The sequence below is a fragment of the Streptomyces mobaraensis NBRC 13819 = DSM 40847 genome, from assembly GCF_017916255.1.
GTDB lineage: Bacteria > Actinomycetota > Actinomycetes > Streptomycetales > Streptomycetaceae > Streptomyces > Streptomyces mobaraensis.
The window spans coordinates 3,327,612-3,350,345 of record NZ_CP072827.1 but is presented as its reverse complement, the minus strand read 5'-3'; the positions used below and the strand labels follow the sequence as shown (position 1 = coordinate 3,350,345).

Genomic DNA, 22,734 nt, shown 5'->3' with positions numbered 1-22,734 from the left:
CCTCAGGAGATCGTCTCGCCGTTGTGGGTGCCGCCCTTGCAGGTGGCCTTGATGTCGACGGTGAGGACGCCCGGGTCCGCGTCGCCGTAGTCGGGGACGCCGCCCCCGTCGAGGCAGGTGAAGACGTCGATGTCGGCCGGGGCCGCGGGCTCGGCCTGGGCGGTGGTGGCGCCCAGCACGCTCACGGCGGCCAGGGCCGCCGACAGGATCGCTCTGCGCATGGTTCCTCCCGGACGTTGCGTCCGCCGGATGGCGGCACGCCCACCATGGCCACGGAAAGGGCCGGGCGGCGCGCTGCGTTGAGCCGTTGGAGGGATTTCGCCGGTCCGGTGTTCAGGGCGACCGCGCGAGGACCCCACGCATCCCCCGGAACCGCCGCTCACGCCACAGCCCGGCCCTCCCGCGCCGCCCGCCGGTACCCACCGGGCGCCTGCCCGAACTCCCGCTTGAACGCCTTCGCGAACGCGAACTCCGACCCGTAGCCGGCCCGCGCCGCCACCGCCGTCAGCGGCGCGTCGGACTCGCGCAGCAGCCGCGCCGCCGTCGTCATCCGCCAGCGGGTCAGGTACGCGACGGGCGGCTCGCCGACGAGCGTCGTGAAGCGCCGGGCGAACGCCGCCCGGGACAGCCCGGAACGCCCGGCCAGCGACTCGACCGTCCACTGCGCCGAGGGCTCCTCGTGGATCGCGGCGAGCGCGGGCGCGACCACGGGATCGGCCAGGGCGGCGGCCCACCCCGCGCCGTCGCCGTCCCCGGCCGGCCGCTCCGCCAGCCAGGCCCGGAGGATATACAGGAGCAAAGAGTCGATCAGTGAGGGCACGATGCCGGCCGAGCCGGGCCTGGGGTTCTCCACCTCGGCGCCCAGCAGGCGCACGGCGGCGCTCAGTTCGGGGTGGCGGCCGTCCCGCGTCGGCAGGTGGATCACGGCGGGCAGCCGGCCGACGAGCGGGTGGGGGCGGCCCTGGTCCAGGTGGTAGTTGCCGCACAGCAGGCTGGTACGGGCGCCGTCGCCGCCCACCGAGACCGTCCCGATCGGGGTGCCCGGACAGAACTCCGCCGTCTCCTCGGGCTGGGCCGGGGTGTCCGGGTGGTCGGCGAGGATGTGCCCGCGCCCGTCCCGCAGGAAGATCACGTCGCCTTCCTCCAGCCGGATCGGGTCCTGGTACGTGTCCACGGCCCCGTCCTCCAGCGGCAGCGCCCAGCACGCGCCGTGCAGCACCACGTGGAAGCCGGCCCCCGCGACGGGCGGCAGCCGCAGCCCCCAGGGCGCCCGCCCGTCGGTGCGCACGGAGGCCGGACTCCCGGTCCGCATCGAGGCCAGCGCCTCGGTCAGGATGTCCACGTGATCTCCTCCGTCCGACGTGACCAGTCTCGCGGACTCACCGGACTCATCTGAACCAGCACCCGCATCCACCCCTCAGCCCCCCTTAGTTAAGGGTCAGCACGACCTTCCCCAGCGCCCGACCCGCCCCCACCAGCTCATGCGCCTTGCCCGCCTCGGCGAGCGGGAACGTGGCGCCGACGTGCGGCCGGATCCGGCCCGCGTCCACGAGGGCGGCGATCCGCTCCAGAGCCGCGTAGTCCGGCTCCACCGACACCCCGGCGAAGCGGAAGCCGTCGGCTTCCACCGCCGCCGCGAGCTCCCGGTTACCGTGCTCCAGGATGCTGACGAGCGTTCCGCCGGGACGGAGGACCCGCGTCGAACGGGCGCCCTGGGCCGTGGAGTCGAAGACGACGTCGACGTCCTTCACCGCCTCCGTGAAGTCGACCGACTGGTAGTCGATCACCTCGTCGGCGCCCAGCCCGCGGACGAACTCGTGCTTGCCCGCGCTCGCCAGCGCGATCACCTCGGCGCCCCGGACCTTGGCGATCTGCACCGCCAGGTGCCCGACCCCGCCGGCCGCCCGGTGGATCAGCACCCGGTCGCCCTCCGCCACGCCGGCCGCGTCCACCAGCCCCTGCCAGGCGGTGAGCGCCGCGAGCGGCAGCGCGGCGGCGTGCACATGGTCGAGCGAGGCGGGCTTCCGGGCGACCTGGCGCGAGGGCGCGGCCACGTACTCGGCGTAGGCGTTGGCGGCGCGCGGGAAGAACGGCATCCCGTACACCTCGTCCCCGACCTTGAACCGGGAACCGGCGCCGACCTCCTCGACGACCCCCGAGACGTCCCAGCCGACCCCGAACGGCGGCTCGCCGAGCAGCGGGAAGGCCCCGGACCGGACGGCGACGTCCACCGGGTTCACCGCGCTCGCCCGCACCCGGATCAGCACCTCGGCCGAGAGCGGGACCGGCCGCTCCTTCTCCACCAGCTCCAGCACCTCGGGCCCGCCGAAGGTCTTCTGCACCACAGCACGCATGGGGACACTCCCTGCTCGTTCGTCTTCGTCCGGTTGACTTCCCTCACCGTACGAACCCCGGACGAGCGTCTGAATGGCCTTCCGTCTCCGAAACATGTCCGGCCGTCTCGCACGCCCGGCGAGACCACGCTCAATCGCCGTAGACCCCGACGGCGATCCGCACGAACGACCGGACCAGCGGGCTCGCCTCACCCGCCCGCCACGCCACCACCACCCGGCTCGGCGGCACACCGTCCAGCGGCACCACGGCGAGCCCCTCGCCCGGCTCGTGCCCCAGGACCGTCATGCCGACCGTGCCGTTCCAGAGCACGGCCTGCCGGCACTCCCGGACCGCGCGGACCACCGGGCCCTCGCGGGGTTCCCCGGCGTTCCAGTACGCCTGCCAGAGCGGGTCGGTGCCCGCCGGGAAGCGGAACCAGCGGCGGTCCGCCAGGTCGGCCGGCCGCAGCCGGTCGCGGCGGGCCAGTGGATCGTCGGCGCGCAGCAGGGCGCCCACCGGCTCGGCCCGCAGCTCGCGCACGGTCAGCCCGGTGTCGTCGAACGGCCCGCGGGTCAGGGCGACGTCCACCGTTCCGGCGTGCAGACCACAGGTCGGATCGGTCAGGTCCGTGTCGCGGACGCGGACCTCGGCGTGCGGGTGCCGCCGGCGGAAGGCGCGGGCCAGCCGCGCCGCGTCCGGGCCGCCGCCGTCGCCCAGGATGCCGACGGTCAGGCCGGCGGCCCCGGCCGCCGCGGCCACGCGGTCGCGTGCCCGGTCGGCCCGGTCCAGCAGGGCGCGCGCCTCGTCGAGCAGGACGGCCCCCGCCGGGGTGAGCGCGACACCGGCGGGCGACCGGTCGAACAGCGCGGCACCGACGTCGGCCTCCAGCCGTCTGACCGCCCGGCTCAGCGGCGGCTGGCTCATGTGCAGCCGTGCGGCGGCCCGGCCGAAGTGGAGTTCCTCGGCGACCGCCACGAAATACCGCAGGGTGCGCAGCTCCATGCGGGGACGATACCCGTCCGGTATCGGCCGCCCGGGACAGGTCTTGGACAACCGTCGTACCCCGGCCGTGAGATGGGGACATGACCGACGAACCGAAAACCGGCACCGGCCGGATGACCACCCCGCCCACCGCCTCGGTGGTCGCCCCGGGCGAGGGGGAGACGATCCTCCTGGGCCCCACCCATATGCGCGTCCTCGAGGACGGCGGCAACACCGGCCACCGCCTCGGGGTCACCGAGTCCGTTCTCGCGCCGCACACACCCGGACCGCCGCAGCACCGCCACGCCCGGCACGACGAGGGCTTCTACGTCCTCTCCGGCACGGTGCGGTTCACGGTCGGGGACCGGGACCACGACGCGACCGCGGGCACCTTCGTGCTCGTCCCGCCCGGAACCCCGCACACGTTCGCCAACACGACCGGCCAACCGGCCGTCATGCTCAGCATCTTCACGCCGGACCTGTACGTGCAGTACTTCCGCGACCTCCGGGACATGACGGCCGACGGACGCACCCCGAGCCCCCGCGCACACCGCGAGACGATGAGCCGCTACGCGACGGAACCGGCCGCCGACCCCTCGTGACGGCCGCCCGCCCCCGCCGCCCGCGGAGGGCAACCGCGCCGTCGCTTCCCGGCGTCACAGTGAGTGGCCAGGGAACCAGTCGCGTGAAAGGCTATGTACATGAGGTTCATCCTGAATATCGTCTGGCTGGTCCTCTGCGGGCTCTGGATGGCGCTCGGCTATGTGCTCGCGGGCATCATCTGCTGCGTGCTCATCGTGACGATCCCGTTCGGCATCGCCTCTTTCCGCATCGCCTCCTACGCCCTCTGGCCGTTCGGCCGGACGACCGTCGAACGCCGGGACGCGGGCGCGGGCTCGCTGCTCGGCAACATCATCTGGATCGTCTTCGCGGGCTGGTGGCTCGCGCTGGGCCACATCTTCACCGGCATCGCGCTGTGCTGCACGATCATCGGCATCCCGCTGGGCATCGCGAACTTCAAGCTGATCCCGGTCTCCCTGATGCCGCTCGGCCGCGAAATCGTCCCGACCGACCGCCCGTTCGCCACCCGGTAGGCGCACGGAAGAAGTCCACGCGCGACGAGGCGTCCGTACGGCAGCCGAGTGCGGACGCCCCACGGCGAAGCGACCACCGCCCGGGCGAGGCCACCTCGCGGGCCGGGACCTCCCCGCCGCCCGCGCGCCGAAGCCGCGGCACGTCGACGACGACCGCCTGCCCGACATCCTGCGCTCGGGGGACGTCCGGCGCCGCGGCACGCTCGAGTCGTACTTCCGCTGACACCCCTACGACACGGGTGAGCACATCCCGTCCCTCCTGCGCCACTTTTCGGTCAGGACGCGCGTATCGGCCGCGCGTGCCCGGCCCGGCCGGGAGAGTGGTCGCGCGTCTCGACGCGCGGCAGCGCACCGGGCGCAGCACCGTACCGGCCCGCCCGTCCGCCGGGCCGGCCCCGGCCGAAAGGACCCCGCCCGTGCCCCAGCGCACCTCCCGTCTGCGCACCGCCGCCCTGGCCGCCGCGACCGTCCTGGCGGTGGGCGCCCCCACGGCGTACGCCGCCCTGGACGCCGGCGGCGAACCGGCACCCGCCGACCGTTCGACGGCCGTACGCGGCACCCCGTACGTCGGCACGCACCTCTACTTCGGCACCGCCCGCTCCGACGGACACCCGGATGTGACGGACCGTCAGTTCCGCGACTTCGTGACCCGGCGCGTCACCCCGAAGTTCCCCGCCGGCCTGTCCATCGAGGACGCGCGCGGGCAGTGGCGCGACGCCAAGGGCGTCGTCATCCGGGAGCGGTCCTATGAACTGACCCTCTACTACCCGAAGTCCGAGGCCCGCGCGAAGGACGCGGGCATCCAGGAGATCCGCGCCGCGTACAAGAAGCAGTTCCACCAGGAATCGGTGATGCGCGCGGACGAGGCCGCGAACGTGGACTTCTGACCGCCCGCGGAAACGGAGCGAGGGCGCGCCGCGCAAGGTCGTGGACCTTCCCCGGCGCGCCCTCGTCCGGACGCCGGTCTCTTCGGGCTCGGGCCGCTCGGGGCGCCGGTCACCTCACCGGTACGCCCGTCGCGTCACCGGTAGTTGACGAACTGGAGGGCGAAGTCCAGCTCCTTGCCCTTCAGCAGGGCGATCACGGCCTGGAGGTCGTCGCGGCTCTTGGAGGAGACGCGCAGCTCGTCGCCCTGGACCTGGGCCTTGACGCCCTTGGGGCCCTCGTCGCGGATGATCTTGGCGACCTTCTTCGCGTTCTCCTGGGAGATGCCCTCCTCGAGCGACGCGGAGATCCGGTACTCCTTGCCCGAGAGCTGCGGCTCGCTCGCGTCCAGAGCCTTCAGGGAGATGCCGCGCTTGATGAGCTTCGACTGGAAGACGTCGAGAATCGCCTTCACCCGCTCCTCGGAGTTGGCCCGCATCTCGATCTTCTCGCCGGACCAGGCGATCGAGGCGCCGACGTTCTTGAAGTCGTAGCGCTGGGAGATCTCCTTGGCAGTCTGGTTGAGGGCGTTGTCGACCTCCTGCCGCTCGACCTTCGAGACGATGTCGAAACTGGAGTCGGCCATATTGAGTTGGCTCCTCGTGCGTAGATTCCGTCAGGGGCGCGGCGTGGGGGCGTCCTCGGTGGCGGGCGCCCGGCGGGGGCCGGACGGGCCCGGAGGACGGCCGCCCCGCAAGCCTAGTCATCCGGGCGGCGTTCGGCTGGCTCCTGACCGAGTGGCGGAGCACCCCCGGTCATCGGGTATGGTTTACGTCGTTGCCGAGGAGATCTCGAAAGGGAGTCCGAGGCGGCGCCCATGGCGGTGTGCCCGAGTGGCCAATGGGAGCGGACTGTAAATCCGTCGGCTTAGCCTACCCAGGTTCGAATCCTGGCGCCGCCACCGAGTGAGGCCCCTGCTCTTCCGAGAGCGGGGGCCTCTTTGGTGTGTCCAGGGTGCGTTCGGGGCCCGCTCCGGGCCGCTCGACGCCGGGCGGGCGGGCTCGCGCGCGTTCGGCCGGGACCGGGTGCGTTCAGGTGGGACCTCGGTGCGTTCAACTGCGCGCGGGTTTTTCGTGCGGGCCCCGGCGCCCACCCACGCCGGTGACCCGCTCACCCCGCCACGGCGCCCGCAGCCGCTCACTCCGCCACGGCGCCCGCGGCCCCTCACCCCGCCACGGCGCCCGCGGCCCCTCACCCCGCCACGGCGCCCGCGGCCCCTCACCCCGCCACGGCCCGTACCGCCTCCTCCACCGGCGTCCGCCCGCCGATCAGCTCCAGCGTCCGGCCCGCCGTGCCCGGCTCGTCCAGCAGCCCCACCAGGACGGCCGCCACATCGTCCCGGGTGACCTCGCCGCGGCCCGTCGAGTCGTCCAGCGTGACGAGGCCGGTGCCCGGGTCGTCCGTGAGCCGGCCGGGGCGGAGGATCGTCCAGTCCAGGCCCGCGCGGGAGCGGACGTCCGCGTCGGCGGCGCCCTTGGCGCGCAGGTACGCGGCGAAGACCGGGTCGGTGCCCTCGGGAGGTTCCCCGTCGGCGCCCATGCTGGAGACGACGACGAAGCGCCGTACCCCGGCCGCCTCCGCCGCGTCGGCGAAGAGGGTGGCCGCGCCGCGGTCCACGGTGTCCTTGCGCTCGATGCCGCTGCCCGGGCCCGCGCCGGCCGCGAAGACCGCGGCGTCGGCACCCTCCAGGTGCCGGGAGATGTCCGCGACGGACGCCGACTCCAGGTCGCAGACCACCGGTTCGGCCCCGGCGGCGAGCAGGTCGCCCGCCTGTTCCGGCCGGCGGATCACGCCGGCCACCTCGTCTCCGCGCCGGGCGAGCAGCCGCTCCAGCCGCAGCGCGATCTGTCCATGTCCACCAGCGATGACAATGCGCATGATCCGACCGTACGCCCCGGTGGCCACGCGCCTCAGGAGGAGGGTTCGCCCCCGCGCGGCGCCTGCCGGGGCAGCTCCAGGGCGGGCGCCCCCGCCGAGTGCCGGTACTCGCGGACGGCGCTCGTCCGCGACACCACCCGTCCCCGGTGCACCACCAGCCGGCTGTAGCCCAGTGACAACACCCCGGCCACGCCGTCCCCGCGGATCGCCAGCAGTTCGGCCGGGAACCCGGCCTCGACCCGGACCTCCGGCAGCCCCATCGCCTCCCGCGCCCGCCCGCTCACCGCGTCGTACGCCTGGTCCGGGGACAGCTCGCCGCGCGAGGCCAGCAGGAACGCGGCCTCCAGCGGGTCGCCGCGGCCGACCGGGTTGGCGGCGTCCCGGACCGCCCCGCTCCCGGCCGCGACCCGTACGCCGGCGGCGCGCAGCAGCCGTACGGGGGCGGCGTGCGAGACGCGGTAGCGGCTGCGGGCGGTGGTGCCGCAGTCGCCCTGCGGCAGGCAGACCACCGTCACACCGGCGGCGGCGAGCTGCTCGGCGGCCCGGACGGCGGTCTCCCGGGGGAGCCGGGCCAGACCGCCGCACGGACCGAGGGCGACGGCCGGGCGCAGCCCGCCGGCCATGGCGGCGATCCGGGCCAGCCGGGGCGGGTCGTCGGCGTCGGTGTGCAGGTCCACGGCGCAGCCGTGCTCGGCGGCGATCTGGAGGACGGCCTCCACGTAGCCGGTGGGGTCCGGGTCCAGGTCGGGGCAGCCGCCGACGGCGGTGGCGCCCATCTTGACCGCGTCCCGGAGCATGGCGAGGCCGTCGGCCCCGGCGAGTCCGGTGAGCAGCCTGGGGACGGCGACGGCCGTGAGGTCGGTGAGGTCGCGCAGGACGCGGCGGGCCGCCAGGACCCCCTCCAGCGCCCGCAGCCCGTGCACGTCGCCGACGCGCACGTGCGAGCGGACGGCGGTGGCGCCGTGGCCGAGCTGGAGCAGCGCCGCCTCGGTGGCGCGCCGCTGGACGTCCTCGACGCCGTCCGGGACCGGGCCCGCCAGGTCGGCGGTGAGCGCGGTGTCGCCGTGCGCGTGCGGTTCGGCGGGGGCCGGCAGCAGCAGGTAGCCGTCGAGGTCGCAGCGGACGCCGGGGGCGAGGCTGCCCGCCGTGCCGACGGCCTCGACGCGTCCGCCGCTCACCCGTACGTCCACCACGCGGCCGTCGGCGAGGTGGGCGCCGCAGAGCACCAGCGGCTTCTCGCCGGGACCGCCGCCGCCCGGGGAGCCGGGCGGGGAGCTCGCGTCGCCGTCGGGGTTCCTCGCGGGCTGCGGCTGCTGGTTGTCGGGCATCGCGCTCCCTACGGTCCGGGGCATTCGCGCAGCGTGAACCCGAGCCTAGGCCGCGGGGGGAGCGGGTTCGAGCAGGCTGCGGCGCGCTGCGAATAGTCGTACCGGCGGCGGCGTCCCGACGCGGTCGTCCGTCGCGGTCGTCCGTGGCGCGGCGCGGTCGTACGCGGCCGGGTACGGGGTCGTACGCGGCCCGCTGCCGGGCTGTGCGCGGCCCGCGAGCGGCCGGTACGCGGCGCCGACGCGGGCCGCGGGCCCTTCGCAGGACACCGCCCGGGGCCTCCGCTCGGGGGTGCTCCGGTACGGATTTCACCTTCGGCCGCAGAGCGTGTAATGTCTTCCTCGCTCGCCCCAATAGCTCAGTCGGCAGAGCGTCTCCATGGTAAGGAGAAGGTCAACGGTTCGATTCCGTTTTGGGGCTCTGGTGTGAGGGGTCTCCCCGTCTTCGGACGGGGAGGCGCCCCCCGCATCAAAGCGGCGTAGCTCAGTCGGTAGAGCAAGCGGCTCATAATCGCTGTGTCACCGGTTCAAGTCCGGTCGCCGCTACACACAGTAGCCGATTGCGGGGTCGGTCCTCCGATCGGCTACTCTTGTCTGCGTTAATCCGTCCATCCGTCAAGGAGCACTCACGTGGCTGCCACCGACGTCCGCCCGAAGATCACGCTGGCCTGCGTGGAGTGCAAGGAGCGGAACTACATCACCAAGAAGAACCGGCGCAACGACCCGGACCGTCTTGAGATGAAGAAGCACTGCCCGCGTTGCAACGCGCACACCGCGCACCGCGAAACGCGATAACGCACAGTCGTTCATGAGGCCGTCCCCGATTGCTGGGGGCGGCCTCATGGCGTATCCACACCCAGGAGGTGCCGAGCCGATGGCGCTCGACCAGTCCTTCGTCGGACGGACCTATCCGGCCACCGCCCCTTATGAGGTCGGCCGCGAGAAGATCCGTGAATTCGCCGAGGCCATCGGCGACGAGAACCCGGCGTACACCGACGCCGAGGCCGCCAAGGCGCTCGGCCACCCGGATGTGATCGCCCCGCCGACTTTTGTGTTCGCCATCACTTACCGGGCAGCCGGACAGGTGATCGAGGACCCGCAGCTGGGGCTGGACTACAGCCGCGTCGTCCACGGCGACCAGAAGTTCACCTACACCCGCCCGGTCCGCGCCGGTGACCGGCTGACGGTCACCTCGACCATCGAGGCGATCAAGTCGATGGCGGGCAACGACCTGCTGACCATCCGGGGCGACGTCCACGACGAGCACGGCGAGCACGTGGTGACCGCCCACACGATGCTGGTGGCCCGGGGCCCCGAGGCGGCCGAGGACACCAAGGGAGGGGACGCGTGATGACGGCCAAGGTTTCGTACGACGACGTCGAGGTCGGCACCGAGCTGCCGACGCGCGAGTTCCCTGTGAACCGCGCCACGCTGGTGCGCTACGCGGGCGCCTCGGGCGACTTCAACCCGATCCACTGGAACGAGCGGTTCGCCAAGGAGGTCGGGCTCCCGGACGTGATCGCGCACGGCATGTTCACCATGGCCGAGGCGGTCCGCGTGATCACCGACTGGGCCGGCGACCCGGGCGCGGTGGCCGAGTACGGGGTGCGCTTCACCAAGCCGGTCGTCGTCCCGGACGACGACGAGGGCGCGGTCATCGAGGTCAGCGGCAAGGTCGCGGCCAAGCTGGACGACGAGGCGCGGACCGTGCGCGTCGACCTGCTGGTGCGCAGCGCGGGGCAGCGGGTGCTGGGCATGCCGCGGGCCGTGGTGCGGCTGGCCTGAGGCCGCCGGGGCGGCTCCGGGGCCGGCGTCCGCCGCCCTGGGGGCCGCCCGGTCGCGGGGCTTGCAAAGTTAGTTAGTGACCACTAATCTGCCGTCCATGGTCAGGATGAGCGCGGAGGAGCGGCGCGAGAGCGTCGTCCGGGCGGCGGTCGCCGAGTTCGCCCGGGGTGGCTACCACGGCACCTCGACGGAGGCGATCGCGCGCCGGGTGGGCGTGTCGCAGCCGTACCTCTTCCGTCTCTTCCCGGGCAAGCAGGCGATCTTCCTCGCCGCGGTCGACGCGTGCCAGGAGAAGATCATGCGCACCTTCGAGGAGGCCGCCGACGGGGTGTCGCCGGAGGGCGTCGTGAAGGCGATGGGCCTGGCCTATGAACGCCTCATCGCCCGCGACAAGGAGACGCTGCTGATGCTGATGCAGATGTGCGTCGCGGTGGCCTCCGCCGAGGCGGCGGGCGACACCGAGTTCGGCCGCCCGATCCGGGCCGGCTGGGAGCGGCTCACCGACCGGGTCCGCCTGGCGCTGGGCGGCGACCCGGAGCAGACGGCCCGGTTTATGGCCCACGGAACGCTCATCAACTCGCTGGTCTCGCTGGGCTTCCCGCCCGAGCACCGGGTGTGGGACGGGCTGCCGCCCTCCAGGCGCGGCTGACCATCGGCGCCACCGGCTCCGCCGGCCCTCCGGGCCGGTTTTCTTTCGCCACCGAAAGTTAGTGACTGATAAATAATCAGGGGGAGAAGTGGAACAGCAAGCCTCACGACGCGCCGCCTGGGCCCTCGTCGCCTCGGGCGCGGCCGGCTTCATGGCCGCGCTCGACAACCTCGTCGTCACCACCGCGCTGCCGACCCTCCGCCGGGACCTCGGCGGCTCGCTCGAGGACCTCGAATGGACGGTCAGCGCCTACACGCTCACCTACGCCGTCCTGCTGATGTTCGGCGCCGCGCTCGGCGACCGGTTCGGCCGCCGCCGGTTCTTCGGCATCGGCATCGCCCTGTTCACCGCCGCCTCGGCGGCCGCCGCGCTGTCGTCCGGCATCGACGCGCTGATCGCCTTCCGGGCCGTCCAGGGCGTCGGCGCCGCGATCATGACGCCGCTGAGCCTCACCCTGCTGACCGCCGCCACCCCGCCCGAACGGCGCGGCACGGCGTTCGGCATCTGGGGCGCGATCAACGGTCTCGCCGTCGCCACCGGCCCGCTCATCGGCGGCGGACTCACCGAGCACATCTCCTGGCACTGGATCTTCTGGCTCAACGTCCCGATCGGGCTGCTCCTCCTCCCGGTCGTCCGCTACCGCGTCGCCGAGTCCCGGACCCCGGACGCCCGGCTCGACGTGCTCGGCACGGTCCTCGTCAGCGGCGGCCTCTTCGGCGTCGTCTTCGCCGTCGTCAACGTCAACACCCACGGCTGGACGGGCGGCCGGGTGCTCACCGGGCTCATCGCGGGAGCCGTGCTGCTCGCCGCCTTCGTCCGGCACGGCATCACCCACCACAAGCCCATGCTGCCCATGCGCCTCTTCCGCAACCGGGCCTTCGCCGGCGTGAACGCGGCCGGGCTGCTGATGTTCTTCGGCATGTTCGGCTCGATCTTCCTGCTCAGCCAGTTCCTGCAGGGCGTCGGCGGCTACTCGCCCACGGAGGCGGGCCTGCGCATGCTGCCCTGGACCGGGATGTCGCTGATCGTCGCCCCGCTCGCGGGCCGGCTCGCCGACCGCGTCGGCGGGCGCGTCGTGGTCGTCTCGGGCCTCGCCCTCCAGGCGGCCGGGCTCGCCTACTACGCCCTGGTCCTCACCGCCGACCTCTCCTACGTGGCCCAGCTCCCCGCCCTGATGCTCAACGGCGTCGGCATGGCCCTCTTCTTCGCCCCCTCCTCGGCGCTCGCCATGTCCTCGGTCGGCCCCGCCGAACAGGGCATCGTCTCCGGGACGAACAGCGCGCTGCGCGAGGTCGGCGGGGCGTTCGGGGTCGCCGTCCTCGGGTCGGTCTTCTCCGCCCGCGGCGGCTTCGGCTCACCCCAGGCGATCGTGGACGGCACCACACCCGCGCTGTGGATCGGCGCCACGGGCGTCGCCCTCGCGGCGGTGGCGGCCGCCCTCATCCCGCGGCGCCGGCGTCCCGTGGCGGTGGGACCGGCCACGGCGCGGGCGACGGAAACGGTGGACGGACGCGCGGCGGCGCCGGCCGGCCGGTAGCGCCTCCTCGGGCCGCGAGCGCCCGGCCGCCGTTCCGGGCGGCCCGGGCGCTCGCGCGTCGCGGCGGACACCGCCGACGGCCGACCCGCCCGTGCACCGGGGCGCCCACCGGCGCGGAAACCGACACCGCACCCTCGCCGACGGGCACCGGCGCCTCCCTGACGCTCGCGGGGGCATCCCCGACGGCGTCACCCACCGGCCGAGCACCGCCCTTGCGGGCGCCGGCCCTGCCCCTGGCCGGTGCCGGCTGTCGGTCGAGTCGCCGCGCTGGGCGGGCGCAGACTTCGCCCCCGACCGGCGCCGCCCGTCGGCCGAGCCGTCCCGCTGTGCGGACGCCGGTCGAGCCCCCTGCGCGGACGCCGACTTCCTGACCCCCTCAGGGCGCGTTCAGGACCGGCTCCATGGGAGGGCGCCGCCGCCGGTCCGCCCCGGCCGAGCGAGGCCGCACCCGGCCGCCGTGCCACGCCCCCGTACCCTTGTCGCCGTGCAGGAACTCCACGACACCCCCCTCGCCCCCCTGACCACCTTCCGTCTCGGTGGCCCCGCGAGCCGTCTGGTCACGGCCGTCACCGACGAGGAAGTGATCGCGACCGTGCGCGAGGCGGACGCCTCCGGGACGCCGCTGCTGGTCATCGGCGGCGGAAGCAACCTCGTGATCTCCGACAAGGGCTTCGACGGCGTCGCCCTGCGCATCGCCACGGCCGGATATTCGCTCCGGGGCACCGACCTGGAGCTCGCCGCCGGGGAGAACTGGTCCGACGCCGTCGCCCGCACCGTCGAGGCCGGGCTCGCCGGCATCGAGTGCATGGCCGGCATCCCCGGCTCGGCCGGCGCCACCCCGATCCAGAACGTGGGCGCCTACGGCCAGGAGGTCTCCTCCGTCATCACCGAGGTCGTCGCCTACGACCGCCGGGCCGGCGAGACCGTCGTCCTGCCGAACGCCGAGTGCGGCTTCTCCTACCGGCACAGCCGCTTCAAGGAGGACCCCTCCCGCTACGTCGTCCTGCGCGTCCGCTTCGCCCTGGAGGACGCGGGCGGGCTCTCCGCGCCCATCAAGTACCCCGAGACGGCCCGCGCCCTCGGCGTCGAGGCCGGGGACCGCGTGCCCGCCGCCGACGCCCGCGCGACCGTCCTGCGGCTGCGCGCCGGCAAGGGCATGGTGCTCGACCCCGAGGACCACGACACCTGGTCCGCGGGGTCGTTCTTCACCAACCCCGTGCTCACGGCCGAGCAGCACGCGGCCTTCCTGGACCGGGCGGCGGAGCGGCTCGGGCCGGACGTCGTCCCGCCCGCCTACCCGGCGGGGGACGGGCGGGTGAAGACGTCCGCCGCCTGGCTGATCGACAAGGCGGGGTTCGGGAAGGGGTACGGGTCCGGGCCCGCGCGGATCTCCACGAAGCACACGCTGGCCCTGACGAACCGGGGGTCGGCCACCACGGAGGACCTGCTGGCGCTTGCCCGGGAGGTCCGGGACGGGGTGCGGGAGGCGTTCGGGGTGACCCTGGTGAACGAGCCGGTGACGGTCGGCGTCAGCCTTTAGCCCCGTGGGGGCTGGGGCGGGAGGGGGGGTTGCCCCTGTCCCTCCCCCAGAGGGGGCACCCCCACTTCCCGTTTCTCGCAGGGGCTGCGCCCCCGCACCCCCGCAGCACGCTGCGCGCGCTGTCCTCAAACGCCGGACGGGCTAGTGGGGGTGCCCCCCAGTCCTCAAGCGCCGGGCGGGTTGTTCAGCCACGCCTCCACGCCCGCCAGCAGCCGCCCCTTCACATCCCCCGGCGCCACCGAGCCGCGGATCGACTGGCGGGCCAGTTCCGCCAGTTCCTCGTCCGTGAAGCCGTGGTGTTCGCGGGCGAGCTGGTACTGGGCGGCCAGGCGGGAGCCGAAGAGGAGGGGGTCGTCGGCGCCGAGGGCCATCGGGACGCCGGCCTCGAAGAGGGTGCGCAGTGGGACGTCCGCGGGCTTCTCGTAGACGCCGAGGGCCACGTTCGAGGACGGGCAGACCTCGCACGTCACACCCCGCTCCGCCAGCTTGCGCAGCAGCCGCGGGTCCTCGGCCGCCCGGACGCCGTGGCCCACCCGGCCCGCGCGCAGGTCGTCCAGGCAGTCGCGGACGCTCGCCGGGCCCGACAGCTCACCGCCGTGCGGCGCGGCCAGCAGGCCGCCCTCCCGGGCGATCTCGAAGGCCCGGTCGAAGTCCCGGGCGAAGCCGCGCCGCTCGTCGTTGGAGAGGCCGAAGCCGACCACGCCCTTGTCCGCGTAGCGCACCGCCAGCCGGGCCAGGGTGCGGGCGTCCAGGGGGTGCTTCATCCGGTTCGCGGCCACCAGGACCCGTATCCCCAGGCCGGTGTCGCGGGACGCCGTCTCCACCGCGTCCAGGATGATCTCCAGCGCGGGGATCAGCCCGCCCAGCCGGGGCGCGTACGAGGTGGGGTCGACCTGGATCTCCAGCCACCCGGAGCCGTCCCGGACGTCCTCCTCGGCGGCCTCGCGCACCAGCCGCCGGATGTCGTCGGGGGAGCGCAGGCAGGAGCGCGCGATGTCGTACAGCCGCTGGAAGCGGAACCAGCCGCGTTCGTCCGTCGCCCGCAGTCTCGGGGGCTCGCCGCCGCTCAGCGCCTCCGGCAGGTGCACGCCGTACTTGTCGGCCAGCTCCAGCAGCGTCCCGGGACGCATCGAGCCGGTGAAGTGCAGGTGCAGATGGGCCTTCGGCAGCAGACGGACGTCACGAACGTTCTCCATCTGTGGATCCTGCCGCATCGACCCCGGCGACCGGAAGGCGTTTCCCCGATCGTCCCTGATCGGGGAAGGGCCCGAAAGGGAGAACGAGGCGGGGGCCGTGCCGGAACGTCACGGCGCGGCCCCCGTTCGCGTCAGTCGCGCGCCTCGGCCAGCAGCTTCTGGATCCGCGAGACGCCCTCCGCCAGGTCCTCGTCGCCCAGCGCGTAGGACAGGCGCAGGTAGCCCGGGGTGCCGAACGCCTCGCCCGGGACGACCGCGACCTCGGCCTCCTCCAGGATCAGCGCCGCCAGCTCCACCGAGGTGGCCGGCCGCTTGCCGCGGATCTCCTTGCCGAGCAGCGCCTTGACCGACGGGTAGGCGTAGAACGCGCCCTCCGGCTCCGGGCAGACGACGCCGTCGATCTCGTTGAGCATGCGCACGATCGTGCGGCGGCGGCGGTCGAAGGCGACCTTCATCTCCTCGACGGCCGCCAGGTCGCCGGCGATGGCGGCCAGCGCGGCGCGCTGCGCGACGTTGCTCACGTTGGAGGTGGCGTGCGACTGGAGGTTGGTGGCGGCCTTCACCACGTCCTGCGGGCCGATGATCCACCCCACGCGCCAGCCCGTCATGGCGTACGTCTTGGCGACGCCGTTGACGACGATGCACTTGTCGCGAAGCTCGGGCACCACCACCGGCAGGGACGAGAACTCGGCGTCGCCGTAGACGAGGTGCTCGTAGATCTCGTCCGTCAGGACCCACAGGCCGTGCTCCGCCGCCCAGCGGCCGATCTCCTCGACCTGGGCGCGCGAGTAGACCGCGCCGGTCGGGTTGGACGGGGAGACGAAGAGCAGCACCTTGGTGCGCTCGGTGCGGGCCGCCTCCAGCTGCTCGACGGAGACCCGGTAGCCGGTCGTCTCGTCGGCCACGACGTCCACCGGGACACCGCCCGCGAGGCGGATGGACTCGGGGTACGTGGTCCAGTACGGCGCCGGGACGATCACCTCGTCGCCCGGGTCGAGGATCGCCGCGAACGCCTCGTAGATGGCCTGCTTGCCGCCGTTGGTGACGAGCACCTGGGACGCCTCGACCTCGTAGCCCGAGTCGCGCAGCGTCTTGGCGGCGATGGCGGCCTTCAGCTCGGGGAGGCCGCCGGCCGGGGTGTAGCGGTGGTTCTTCGGGTCGCGGCACGCCTCGACGGCGGCCTCGACGATGTAGTCCGGGGTGGGGAAGTCCGGCTCGCCCGCGCCGAAGCCGATCACCGGGCGCCCGGCCGCCTTGAGGGCCTTGGCCTTGGCGTCCACGGCGAGCGTCGCGGACTCGGAGATCGACCCGATGCGGGTGGAGACCCGGCGGTCGGTGGGTGCCTGAGCGGCGGGGAAGGGAGCGGTGGCATCGGTCATACAGGCATCGTCGCAGAACCGGCGGACGCGGGGGGCGGTGGTTCCAGGGAACGGAACGCACGGTCCACGGGACGGCCGAGCGCCTGCCCGGGAGCCGTATGGAATCCCGGATTCCGGAGCTTTTCCCACGACGGCGGCGGTATCTGTTCGACGACGGCCCCCGAACCACGTACACTCATGCGTCGTTGGCCCCTCACAGGCGAATCCGTACCGGACACATCGTGCGGTCGAGCGGATGCGGTACGTTGGGGGAACCACAAAGGGTCGTAGCTCAATTGGTAGAGCACTGGTCTCCAAAACCAGCGGTTGGGGGTTCAAGTCCCTTCGGCCCTGCTACACGCATCGTCACCGAGGTGCGTGCGTACGCACTGATGCACCGCCGTGCGGCTCCACCGGGCGCGGCACGGCCACGACCCGGATTCAGGTGAGGACGTAGTGACGGAAGCCCTTGGCTCCACCGCGACGCCTGAGAGCGGTCGTCCCGAGGACGAGGTCGCCGTCAAGAAGCGCCGCGGCGGCAAGCGCGGCAAGAAGGGCCCGCTCGGGCGGATGGCGCTGTTCTACCGCCAGGTCGTCGCGGAGCTCCGCAAGGTCGTCTGGCCCACGCGCGGCCAGCTCTCGACGTACACCTCCGTGGTGATCGTCTTCGTCGTCATCGTCATTGGTCTCGTGACCGTGATTGACTATGGGTTCAGCAACGCCGTCAAGTACGTCTTCGGCTGAGCCCGCCCGCGCGCCAAGGCGGTCGCCTCCGGGAGGGTTCCGGAGAGCCGCCTTTTCGCACGTTCCACCCCTTGAAGCCAGGAAGAAGCAGCCACGTGTCTGACCCGAACCTGAACGACGCCGTCGAGCCCGTCGAGGCGGCAGAGGCCGACGTGGACGCGGCTGTCTCGGCCGAGGTCGAGGGCGACGCTGCGACCGCTGACGACGCCGGGCGCGAGCCCGCCGCCGACGCCGAGGGCACCGAGGAGGCCGCCGCGGCCGAGGAGCCGGAGGCCGCCGACGCGGAAGAGGCCGAGGAGGCCGAGCCGGCCGAGGAAGCCGCCCCGGTGGACCCCGTCGCCGCGCTCCGCGAGGAGCTGCGGGGGCTGCCCGGCGAGTGGTACGTCATCCACACCTACGCCGGTTACGAGAACCGCGTGAAGACCAACCTCGAGCAGCGCGCCGTCTCGCTGAACGTCGAGGACTACATCTTCCAGGCCGAGGTGCCGCAGGAAGAGGTCGTCCAGATCAAGAACGGCGACCGCCGCACCGTCCGCCAGAACAAGCTCCCCGGCTACGTCCTGGTGCGCATGGACCTGACGAACGAGTCGTGGGGCGTCGTCCGCAACACCCCGGGCGTCACCGGCTTCGTGGGCAACGCCTACGACCCGTACCCGCTGACCCTGGACGAGATCGTCAAGATGCTCGCCCCGGAGGCCGAGGAGAAGGCCGCCAAGGAGGCCGCCGAGGCCGAGGGCCGTCCGGCCCCCAGCCGCAAGGTCGAGGTCCAGGTGCTGGACTTCGAGGTCGGCGACTCGGTCACCGTCACCGACGGCCCGTTCGCGACGCTCCAGGCGACGATCAACGAGATCAACGCCGACTCGAAGAAGGTCAAGGGCCTCGTCGAGATCTTCGGCCGCGAGACCCCGGTCGAGCTGAGCTTCGACCAGATCCAGAAGAACTGATCTTCTGGCCGTACGCTTCCGAACAGGTCGGGTCGCCCCGCGAGGGGCGGCCTGACCTCTCGGTTTTTGGGCCGGCCACGTTACCCGTTATCGTGGTGCGGTATGCCTGCGCGCAGTGTGTCGTGGGCAGAAAACTCTCACTAGGACCCGGAGAGAGCAATGCCTCCCAAGAAGAAGAAGGTCACGGGGCTTATCAAGCTCCAGATCCAGGCCGGTGCCGCCAACCCGGCTCCGCCGGTCGGCCCCGCGCTGGGTCAGCACGGCGTCAACATCATGGAGTTCTGCAAGGCCTACAACGCCGCGACCGAGTCGCAGCGTGGCATGGTCGTGCCGGTGGAGATCACGGTCTACGAGGACCGTTCCTTCACCTTCGTCACCAAGACTCCGCCGGCCGCGAAGCTGATCCTCAAGGCCGCGGGCGTGGACAAGGGCTCCGGCGAGCCGCACAAGACCAAGGTCGCCAAGATCACGCGTGACCAGGTCCGTGACATCGCCACCACCAAGATGCCCGACCTGAACGCCAACGACCTGGACGCCGCCGAGAAGATCATCGCCGGCACCGCCCGTTCCATGGGCATCACGGTCGAGGGCTGAACGTCCCCGCCCCTCAAGGCACCCCGTGGAAGGGCCAGCGCTGGCCCGCACCACGACTCCATTCACCACTGAGGAGTTTCAGTGAAGCGCAGCAAGACTCTTCGCAACGCGGACGCGAAGATCGACCGGGAGCGCCTGTACGCCCCGCTCGAGGCCGTCCGTCTGGCGAAGGACACCTCCGGCACCAAGTTCGACGGCACCGTCGAGGTCGCCCTGCGCCTGGGCGTCGACCCGCGCAAGGCGGACCAGATGGTCCGTGGCACCGTGAACCTTCCGCACGGCACCGGTAAGACCGCCCGGGTCCTGGTCTTCGCGACCGGCGACCGTGCCGAGGCCGCGCGTGCCGCGGGCGCCGACATCGTCGGTGCCGACGAGCTCATCGACGAGGTCGCCAAGGGCCGTCTGGACTTCGACGCCGTCGTCGCCACCCCGGACCTCATGGGCAAGGTCGGCCGCCTCGGCCGCGTGCTCGGTCCCCGTGGTCTGATGCCGAACCCGAAGACCGGCACGGTCACCCCGGACACGGCCAAGGCCGTGACCGAGATCAAGGGCGGCAAGATCGAGTTCCGTGTCGACAAGCACGCGAACCTGCACTTCATCATCGGCAAGACCTCGTTCGACGAGAAGGCGCTGATCGAGAACTACAGTGCGGCGCTGGAGGAGATCCTCCGTCTGAAGCCGTCCGCCGCCAAGGGCCGCTACGTCAAGAAGGCGACCCTGAGCACCACCATGGGCCCCGGCATCCCGGTGGACCCGAACCGCACCCGCAACCTCCTCGTCGAGGACGAGACCGTCTGAGAGACGTTCTCGCACCGCGTGTGACCGCGTGTGTTCAGGGGCCGGCCCCCGCATCCCTTCCGGATGCGGGGGCCGGCCTCTTTCTTGTTGTCCTCTTGTCGGACCGCTGCGTTATCGTCGAGCGAACGAACGTGCAAGAGGTCTCCAAAAAGGTGGGGGATATGTCCAAGTCCATGGTCCGTCGCGCCGGAATCGCGCTTTCCGCCGCAGCCATTCTCGTCGGCGCCGTCGCGTGTGACTCCGACGACAAGAAGGACGACAAGAGCGCGCCGCAGAGCCAGTCGAAGAGCGAGCCGAAGAACGACGGCCGGAGCCCCGTCCAGGCCCTCCAGGCGGCGTTCAAGAAGACCAGCGCGGCGAAGTCGGCCAAGGTGCACATGACCATGGAAATGCCGACGGCCGCGATGAAGGACGCGCCTTCCGGGCCGATGGTGATCGACGGCGTCACCGGCTGGAACCCCACGGTCGCCGATATGACCGTGAGCGGTGCGGCGATGGAGGGCAAGGACGGCCCGGGCGCCACCCGCATGGTCATGCTGAACAATGTGATGTACATGCAGATGCCGGCCAAGTCCATGGAATCCGCTCCCGCCGAAATGCGCGGCAAGAAGTGGATGAAGATCGACATCGCCGCGGCCGCCAAGGAGTCGGGCAACCCCGCCCTGCAGAAGCAGCTCACGGGGAACATGGACAACATGAACCAGGACCCGGCCAAGCAGATGGCCGTCCTGCTCGACTCGCCCAACCTCAAGCACCTCGGCTCGGAGAAGGTCAACGGCGTCGACGCCCAGCACTACAAGGGCACGCTGACCGTCGAGGAGATGATGAAGGGCAACGAGTCCACCAAGCTCCTGGAGCCCAAGGACCGCCAGCAGATGCTCGACAGCATCAAGAAGGCCGGCGTCAAGGGGTACGACCTGGAGTTCTGGCTCAACGACCAGGACCTGCCGGTCCGGATGCTCATGGGCATGGACAGCGAGCAGGGCAAGATGAAGATCACCGCCGACTACAAGGACTACGGCGCCAAGGCCGACGTCCAGGCGCCGCCCGCCGGTGAGACCCTCGACCTCATGGAGATGATGAAGGGCCTGAAGGACGGCTCCGCGGCCGGTTCGGGCACCGGTGCGTAAAACCGGTTGATTCTCTCCAAGGGCGTAATAACGGCCCCCGTTCCCCGTCCGGGGGCCGGGGGCCGTTAATCGTGTACCGCCCCCGGGCTACCGGAGGGTATTGTCGCCGGAGTTCGCAAAGTTTTGCGAAAGAAATCGTCATGCCCACCGGGAAGAGATCATGAAGAACATGCACCGCAAGGCCGCCGGGGCCCTGCTCGCGGGCGCCCTGCTGTGCGGTACGGCCGCCTGCTCCTCCGATTCCTCGGACGCCGACAAGAAGAACGACTCCAAGGCGGCCGGCAAGTCCACGCGGAAGCCGGTGGACGCCTCCTTCGCGGCGGCCGTGGAACGGGCCGCGAAGAAGAACGAGAAGATCACTTCGCTGCGGTACACCATGAGCGGTGAGATGCCCGAGAGCGGGCACGTCGAGACCGCGGCGTCGATGAACATGAAGCCCCTGGCCATGCAGATGAAGATGAAGGTCAAGGGCTCCTCCGCGGACGAGAGCGGGGAAATGGAGATCCGCCTCGTCGACGACGCCCTTTACCTCAACGCCAAGGGGAAGAAGCTCGACGGCGGCAAGGGCTGGATCAAGATGCCCAACATGGGCGCCGGAAAGGGTCCCGGCGGCGCGGACAACCCCTTCGGCACGCGCACCCAGGCCGAGCAGAACCCCATGGACGACTCCGCCTCCCTGAGCGCCTCGAAGGACCTGGAGAAGGTCGGCGAGGAGACCGTCGACGGCGTGAAGACGACCCACTACAAGGGCACCGTCACCGTCGCCCAGATGCGCGAGTCCCTGGCGAAGAAGGACCCCGCCACCCGGGAGCGCCAGGAGGCCAAGCTGAAGGGCTTCGAGAAGCTCGGCGTCGACAAGTTCGCGATGGACATGTGGATCGACGGCCAGGACCACACCAAGCAGTTCCGCATGCGGTCCGCCACTCAGAAGGGTCCGCTGGACCTGACCATCAAGTTCCTCGACTACAACAAGCCGGTCGAGATCAAGGCGCCGCCGGCCGGTGACGTCGTGGACCCGATGGCGGAGGCCAAGAAGGACTCCTGAGCCCGGACCCCGCGGCCGGCTCCGGGGTCGCCGTCGACGCGATTTGCTTGACGGCGGCCCGGTCACGTAGTCTCACCCAGAAGCCAAAGACCGCTGGTCGTTGCTGCGCCTCCATCCGGAGGTGTGGTGGCCGAAGGATCCGCTAGCTGCGGGCGACCTGCGCAGGTGACTGTGGTTGAACTCCCGTGTGGACTCCTTGTCCATATGGTCGAGTCACGCCCCGAGCGCCCGCGCCGGGGCGTTTCGTTTTGCCCAGGTCCCTTCTCGCGCCTATGCGGTCCTATTCACCCGGAAGGAGGCCGAGGCTCATGGCGAGGCCCGACAAGTCCGCCGCGGTTGCCGAGCTGACGGACAAGTTCCGCAGCTCCAACGCCGCCGTGCTGACCGAGTACCGCGGTCTCACCGTGGCGCAGCTCAAGACGCTGCGCCGATCGCTCGGTGAGAACGCGCAGTACGCCGTGGTGAAGAACACGCTGACCAAGATCGCGGCCGGTGAGGCCGGGATCACGCTGGAGGACCAGCTCTTCGCTGGCCCGACGGCCGTCGCCTTCATCACCGGTGACCCGGTGGAGTCGGCGAAGGGTCTGCGTGACTTCGCCAAGGACAACCCGAATCTCATCATCAAGGGCGGTGTCCTTGACGGCAAGGCGCTGTCCGCCGATGAGATCAAGAAGCTTGCGGACCTCGAGTCCCGCGAGGTTCTGCTCTCCAAGCTGGCCGGTGCCATGAAGGGCAAGCAGTCGCAGGCTGCGTCGCTCTTCCAGGCGCTGCCGACGAAGCTCGTCCGCACCGTGGACGCGCTGCGCGCCAAGCAGGACGAGCAGGGCGGTGCCGAGTAATTCGGCTCGCGCATTGACCGGCGCCACCCGGCACCGGTC

Annotated in this window: 25 protein-coding genes and 4 tRNA genes; 20 read left to right on the top strand and 9 right to left on the bottom strand. The window is 72.0% G+C overall.

Annotated elements, in window-relative coordinates; translation table 11 throughout:
• Window positions 1–2: 2 nt before the first annotated feature.
• From J7W19_RS14130 to J7W19_RS14115, 4 genes are all read right to left on the bottom strand, one after another.
• Window positions 3–221: a hypothetical protein gene (locus J7W19_RS14130; protein ID WP_004941653.1), complete on the bottom strand. Its 219-nt coding sequence runs from the start codon at window positions 219–221 to the stop codon at window positions 3–5.
• A 158-nt stretch (window positions 222–379) separates the two neighbouring features.
• Window positions 380–1,342: an AraC family transcriptional regulator gene (locus tag J7W19_RS14125; protein WP_004941651.1), complete on the bottom strand. Its 963-nt coding sequence runs from the start codon at window positions 1,340–1,342 to the stop codon at window positions 380–382.
• Between the two features lie 85 nt (window positions 1,343–1,427).
• Window positions 1,428–2,354, bottom strand: a complete 927-nt coding sequence (locus J7W19_RS14120) for an NADP-dependent oxidoreductase (RefSeq protein ID WP_040888714.1) — start codon at window positions 2,352–2,354, stop codon at window positions 1,428–1,430.
• Window positions 2,355–2,484: 130 nt separating this feature from the next.
• Window positions 2,485–3,336 carry a LysR family transcriptional regulator gene (locus J7W19_RS14115; RefSeq protein WP_004941646.1) on the bottom strand — a complete coding sequence of 284 codons (852 nt, stop codon included), beginning with the start codon at window positions 3,334–3,336 and terminating at the stop codon, window positions 2,485–2,487.
• Window positions 3,337–3,416: 80 nt separating this feature from the next.
• Between J7W19_RS14115 and J7W19_RS14110 the strand changes: the two genes are divergently transcribed.
• The 3 genes from J7W19_RS14110 (at window position 3,417) to J7W19_RS14100 (ending at window position 5,296) form a co-directional block, all read left to right on the top strand.
• Window positions 3,417–3,917, top strand: coding sequence for a cupin domain-containing protein (locus J7W19_RS14110; protein ID WP_004941643.1), 501 nt, complete (start codon window positions 3,417–3,419; stop codon window positions 3,915–3,917).
• Between the two features lie 99 nt (window positions 3,918–4,016).
• Window positions 4,017–4,409 carry a YccF domain-containing protein gene (locus tag J7W19_RS14105; protein WP_004941641.1) on the top strand — a complete coding sequence of 131 codons (393 nt, stop codon included), beginning with the start codon at window positions 4,017–4,019 and terminating at the stop codon, window positions 4,407–4,409.
• Window positions 4,410–4,825: 416 nt separating this feature from the next.
• Complete coding sequence (locus J7W19_RS14100; RefSeq protein ID WP_040888724.1) at window positions 4,826–5,296, top strand: DUF3574 domain-containing protein; 471 nt, start codon at window positions 4,826–4,828, stop codon at window positions 5,294–5,296.
• Between the two features lie 134 nt (window positions 5,297–5,430).
• Here J7W19_RS14100 and J7W19_RS14095 read toward each other — a convergent pair whose 3' ends face one another.
• Window positions 5,431–5,919, bottom strand: coding sequence for a YajQ family cyclic di-GMP-binding protein (locus J7W19_RS14095; protein WP_004941636.1), 489 nt, complete (start codon window positions 5,917–5,919; stop codon window positions 5,431–5,433).
• Between the two features lie 233 nt (window positions 5,920–6,152).
• Between J7W19_RS14095 and J7W19_RS14090 the strand changes: the two genes are divergently transcribed.
• Window positions 6,153–6,234: transfer RNA gene (locus tag J7W19_RS14090), tRNA-Tyr, on the top strand.
• A gap of 317 nt (window positions 6,235–6,551) precedes the next feature.
• Here J7W19_RS14090 and J7W19_RS14085 read toward each other — a convergent pair.
• Window positions 6,552–7,211, bottom strand: a complete 660-nt coding sequence (locus J7W19_RS14085; RefSeq protein WP_004941633.1) for an NAD(P)H-binding protein — start codon at window positions 7,209–7,211, stop codon at window positions 6,552–6,554.
• A 32-nt stretch (window positions 7,212–7,243) separates the two neighbouring features.
• Entirely contained in the window at window positions 7,244–8,539 is a 1,296-nt protein-coding gene (locus J7W19_RS14080; protein WP_004941630.1) for an amidohydrolase family protein, read from the bottom strand.
• A gap of 345 nt (window positions 8,540–8,884) precedes the next feature.
• On the opposite strand from J7W19_RS14080, the gene J7W19_RS14075 reads away from it, so the two are divergent.
• The 8 genes from J7W19_RS14075 to J7W19_RS14040 all read left to right on the top strand — a co-directional run bounded on the left by J7W19_RS14075 (window position 8,885) and on the right by J7W19_RS14040 (window position 14,047).
• Window positions 8,885–8,957: transfer RNA gene (locus tag J7W19_RS14075), tRNA-Thr, on the top strand.
• 52 nt (window positions 8,958–9,009) lie between these two features.
• A tRNA-Met gene (locus J7W19_RS14070) sits at window positions 9,010–9,082 on the top strand.
• Between the two features lie 84 nt (window positions 9,083–9,166).
• Entirely contained in the window at window positions 9,167–9,331 is a 165-nt protein-coding gene (rpmG, locus tag J7W19_RS14065) for a 50S ribosomal protein L33 (RefSeq protein ID WP_004571794.1), read from the top strand.
• 79 nt (window positions 9,332–9,410) lie between these two features.
• Entirely contained in the window at window positions 9,411–9,887 is a 477-nt protein-coding gene (locus tag J7W19_RS14060) for a MaoC family dehydratase N-terminal domain-containing protein (protein WP_004941625.1), read from the top strand.
• Window positions 9,887–10,321 (top strand): MaoC family dehydratase, encoded by a 435-nt coding sequence (locus J7W19_RS14055; RefSeq protein ID WP_004941622.1) that lies wholly within the window; start codon window positions 9,887–9,889, stop codon window positions 10,319–10,321. The genes J7W19_RS14060 and J7W19_RS14055 overlap by 1 nt, the downstream gene beginning before the upstream one ends.
• 97 nt (window positions 10,322–10,418) lie before the next feature.
• Window positions 10,419–10,970 carry a TetR/AcrR family transcriptional regulator gene (locus tag J7W19_RS14050; protein ID WP_004941618.1) on the top strand — a complete coding sequence of 184 codons (552 nt, stop codon included), beginning with the start codon at window positions 10,419–10,421 and terminating at the stop codon, window positions 10,968–10,970.
• 88 nt (window positions 10,971–11,058) lie between these two features.
• Window positions 11,059–12,507, top strand: coding sequence for a DHA2 family efflux MFS transporter permease subunit (locus tag J7W19_RS14045; protein ID WP_004941615.1), 1,449 nt, complete (start codon window positions 11,059–11,061; stop codon window positions 12,505–12,507).
• A 484-nt stretch (window positions 12,508–12,991) separates the two neighbouring features.
• Window positions 12,992–14,047, top strand: coding sequence for a UDP-N-acetylmuramate dehydrogenase (locus tag J7W19_RS14040; protein ID WP_004941610.1), 1,056 nt, complete (start codon window positions 12,992–12,994; stop codon window positions 14,045–14,047).
• A 164-nt stretch (window positions 14,048–14,211) separates the two neighbouring features.
• Here J7W19_RS14040 and J7W19_RS14035 read toward each other — a convergent pair whose 3' ends face one another.
• Both J7W19_RS14035 and J7W19_RS14030 read right to left on the bottom strand, forming a co-directional pair.
• Window positions 14,212–15,243, bottom strand: coding sequence for an adenosine deaminase (locus J7W19_RS14035; protein WP_004941607.1), 1,032 nt, complete (start codon window positions 15,241–15,243; stop codon window positions 14,212–14,214).
• A 131-nt stretch (window positions 15,244–15,374) separates the two neighbouring features.
• Entirely contained in the window at window positions 15,375–16,622 is a 1,248-nt protein-coding gene (locus tag J7W19_RS14030; protein ID WP_004941604.1) for a pyridoxal phosphate-dependent aminotransferase, read from the bottom strand.
• 260 nt (window positions 16,623–16,882) lie between these two features.
• Between J7W19_RS14030 and J7W19_RS14025 the strand changes: the two genes are divergently transcribed.
• The 8 genes from J7W19_RS14025 (at window position 16,883) to rplJ (ending at window position 22,695) form a co-directional block, all read left to right on the top strand.
• A tRNA-Trp gene (locus tag J7W19_RS14025) sits at window positions 16,883–16,955 on the top strand.
• A 102-nt stretch (window positions 16,956–17,057) separates the two neighbouring features.
• Entirely contained in the window at window positions 17,058–17,345 is a 288-nt protein-coding gene (gene secE / locus J7W19_RS14020) for a preprotein translocase subunit SecE (protein ID WP_004941601.1), read from the top strand.
• Between the two features lie 95 nt (window positions 17,346–17,440).
• Complete coding sequence (nusG, locus tag J7W19_RS14015; protein WP_004941598.1) at window positions 17,441–18,289, top strand: transcription termination/antitermination protein NusG; 849 nt, start codon at window positions 17,441–17,443, stop codon at window positions 18,287–18,289.
• 159 nt (window positions 18,290–18,448) lie between these two features.
• Window positions 18,449–18,883, top strand: coding sequence for a 50S ribosomal protein L11 (rplK, locus tag J7W19_RS14010; protein WP_004941595.1), 435 nt, complete (start codon window positions 18,449–18,451; stop codon window positions 18,881–18,883).
• A gap of 81 nt (window positions 18,884–18,964) precedes the next feature.
• Window positions 18,965–19,681: a 50S ribosomal protein L1 gene (gene rplA, locus J7W19_RS14005; RefSeq protein ID WP_004941593.1), complete on the top strand. Its 717-nt coding sequence runs from the start codon at window positions 18,965–18,967 to the stop codon at window positions 19,679–19,681.
• A gap of 161 nt (window positions 19,682–19,842) precedes the next feature.
• Window positions 19,843–20,811 (top strand): hypothetical protein, encoded by a 969-nt coding sequence (locus J7W19_RS14000; RefSeq protein ID WP_004950396.1) that lies wholly within the window; start codon window positions 19,843–19,845, stop codon window positions 20,809–20,811.
• A 160-nt stretch (window positions 20,812–20,971) separates the two neighbouring features.
• On the top strand, window positions 20,972–21,856 hold the full coding sequence (locus tag J7W19_RS13995; RefSeq protein ID WP_004950399.1) for a LolA-like protein: 885 nt from the start codon (window positions 20,972–20,974) through the stop codon (window positions 21,854–21,856).
• 308 nt (window positions 21,857–22,164) lie between these two features.
• On the top strand, window positions 22,165–22,695 hold the full coding sequence (gene rplJ, locus J7W19_RS13990; RefSeq protein WP_004950401.1) for a 50S ribosomal protein L10: 531 nt from the start codon (window positions 22,165–22,167) through the stop codon (window positions 22,693–22,695).
• The last annotated feature ends 39 nt before the right edge of the window (window positions 22,696–22,734 follow it).

What these genes read in the sequence shown, in the direction of transcription:
- J7W19_RS14130 (WP_004941653.1), bottom strand. Translation starts at nt 221, where the DNA reads ATGCGCAGAGCGATCCTGTCGGCGGCCCTGGCCGCCGTGAGCGTGCTG.
- J7W19_RS14120 (WP_040888714.1), bottom strand. Translation starts at nt 2,354, where the DNA reads ATGCGTGCTGTGGTGCAGAAGACCTTCGGCGGGCCCGAGGTGCTGGAG.
- J7W19_RS14115 (WP_004941646.1), bottom strand. Translation starts at nt 3,336, where the DNA reads ATGGAGCTGCGCACCCTGCGGTATTTCGTGGCGGTCGCCGAGGAACTC.
- J7W19_RS14110 (WP_004941643.1), top strand. Translation starts at nt 3,417, where the DNA reads ATGACCGACGAACCGAAAACCGGCACCGGCCGGATGACCACCCCGCCC.
- J7W19_RS14105 (WP_004941641.1), top strand. Translation starts at nt 4,017, where the DNA reads ATGAGGTTCATCCTGAATATCGTCTGGCTGGTCCTCTGCGGGCTCTGG.
- J7W19_RS14095 (WP_004941636.1), bottom strand. Translation starts at nt 5,919, where the DNA reads ATGGCCGACTCCAGTTTCGACATCGTCTCGAAGGTCGAGCGGCAGGAG.
- J7W19_RS14085 (WP_004941633.1), bottom strand. Translation starts at nt 7,211, where the DNA reads ATGCGCATTGTCATCGCTGGTGGACATGGACAGATCGCGCTGCGGCTG.
- J7W19_RS14080 (WP_004941630.1), bottom strand. Translation starts at nt 8,539, where the DNA reads ATGCCCGACAACCAGCAGCCGCAGCCCGCGAGGAACCCCGACGGCGAC.
- J7W19_RS14060 (WP_004941625.1), top strand. Translation starts at nt 9,411, where the DNA reads ATGGCGCTCGACCAGTCCTTCGTCGGACGGACCTATCCGGCCACCGCC.
- J7W19_RS14055 (WP_004941622.1), top strand. Translation starts at nt 9,887, where the DNA reads ATGACGGCCAAGGTTTCGTACGACGACGTCGAGGTCGGCACCGAGCTG.
- J7W19_RS14050 (WP_004941618.1), top strand. Translation starts at nt 10,419, where the DNA reads ATGGTCAGGATGAGCGCGGAGGAGCGGCGCGAGAGCGTCGTCCGGGCG.
- J7W19_RS14035 (WP_004941607.1), bottom strand. Translation starts at nt 15,243, where the DNA reads ATGGAGAACGTTCGTGACGTCCGTCTGCTGCCGAAGGCCCATCTGCAC.
- J7W19_RS14030 (WP_004941604.1), bottom strand. Translation starts at nt 16,622, where the DNA reads ATGACCGATGCCACCGCTCCCTTCCCCGCCGCTCAGGCACCCACCGAC.
- rplK (WP_004941595.1), top strand. Translation starts at nt 18,449, where the DNA reads ATGCCTCCCAAGAAGAAGAAGGTCACGGGGCTTATCAAGCTCCAGATC.
- J7W19_RS14000 (WP_004950396.1), top strand. Translation starts at nt 19,843, where the DNA reads ATGTCCAAGTCCATGGTCCGTCGCGCCGGAATCGCGCTTTCCGCCGCA.
- J7W19_RS13995 (WP_004950399.1), top strand. Translation starts at nt 20,972, where the DNA reads ATGAAGAACATGCACCGCAAGGCCGCCGGGGCCCTGCTCGCGGGCGCC.
- rplJ (WP_004950401.1), top strand. Translation starts at nt 22,165, where the DNA reads ATGGCGAGGCCCGACAAGTCCGCCGCGGTTGCCGAGCTGACGGACAAG.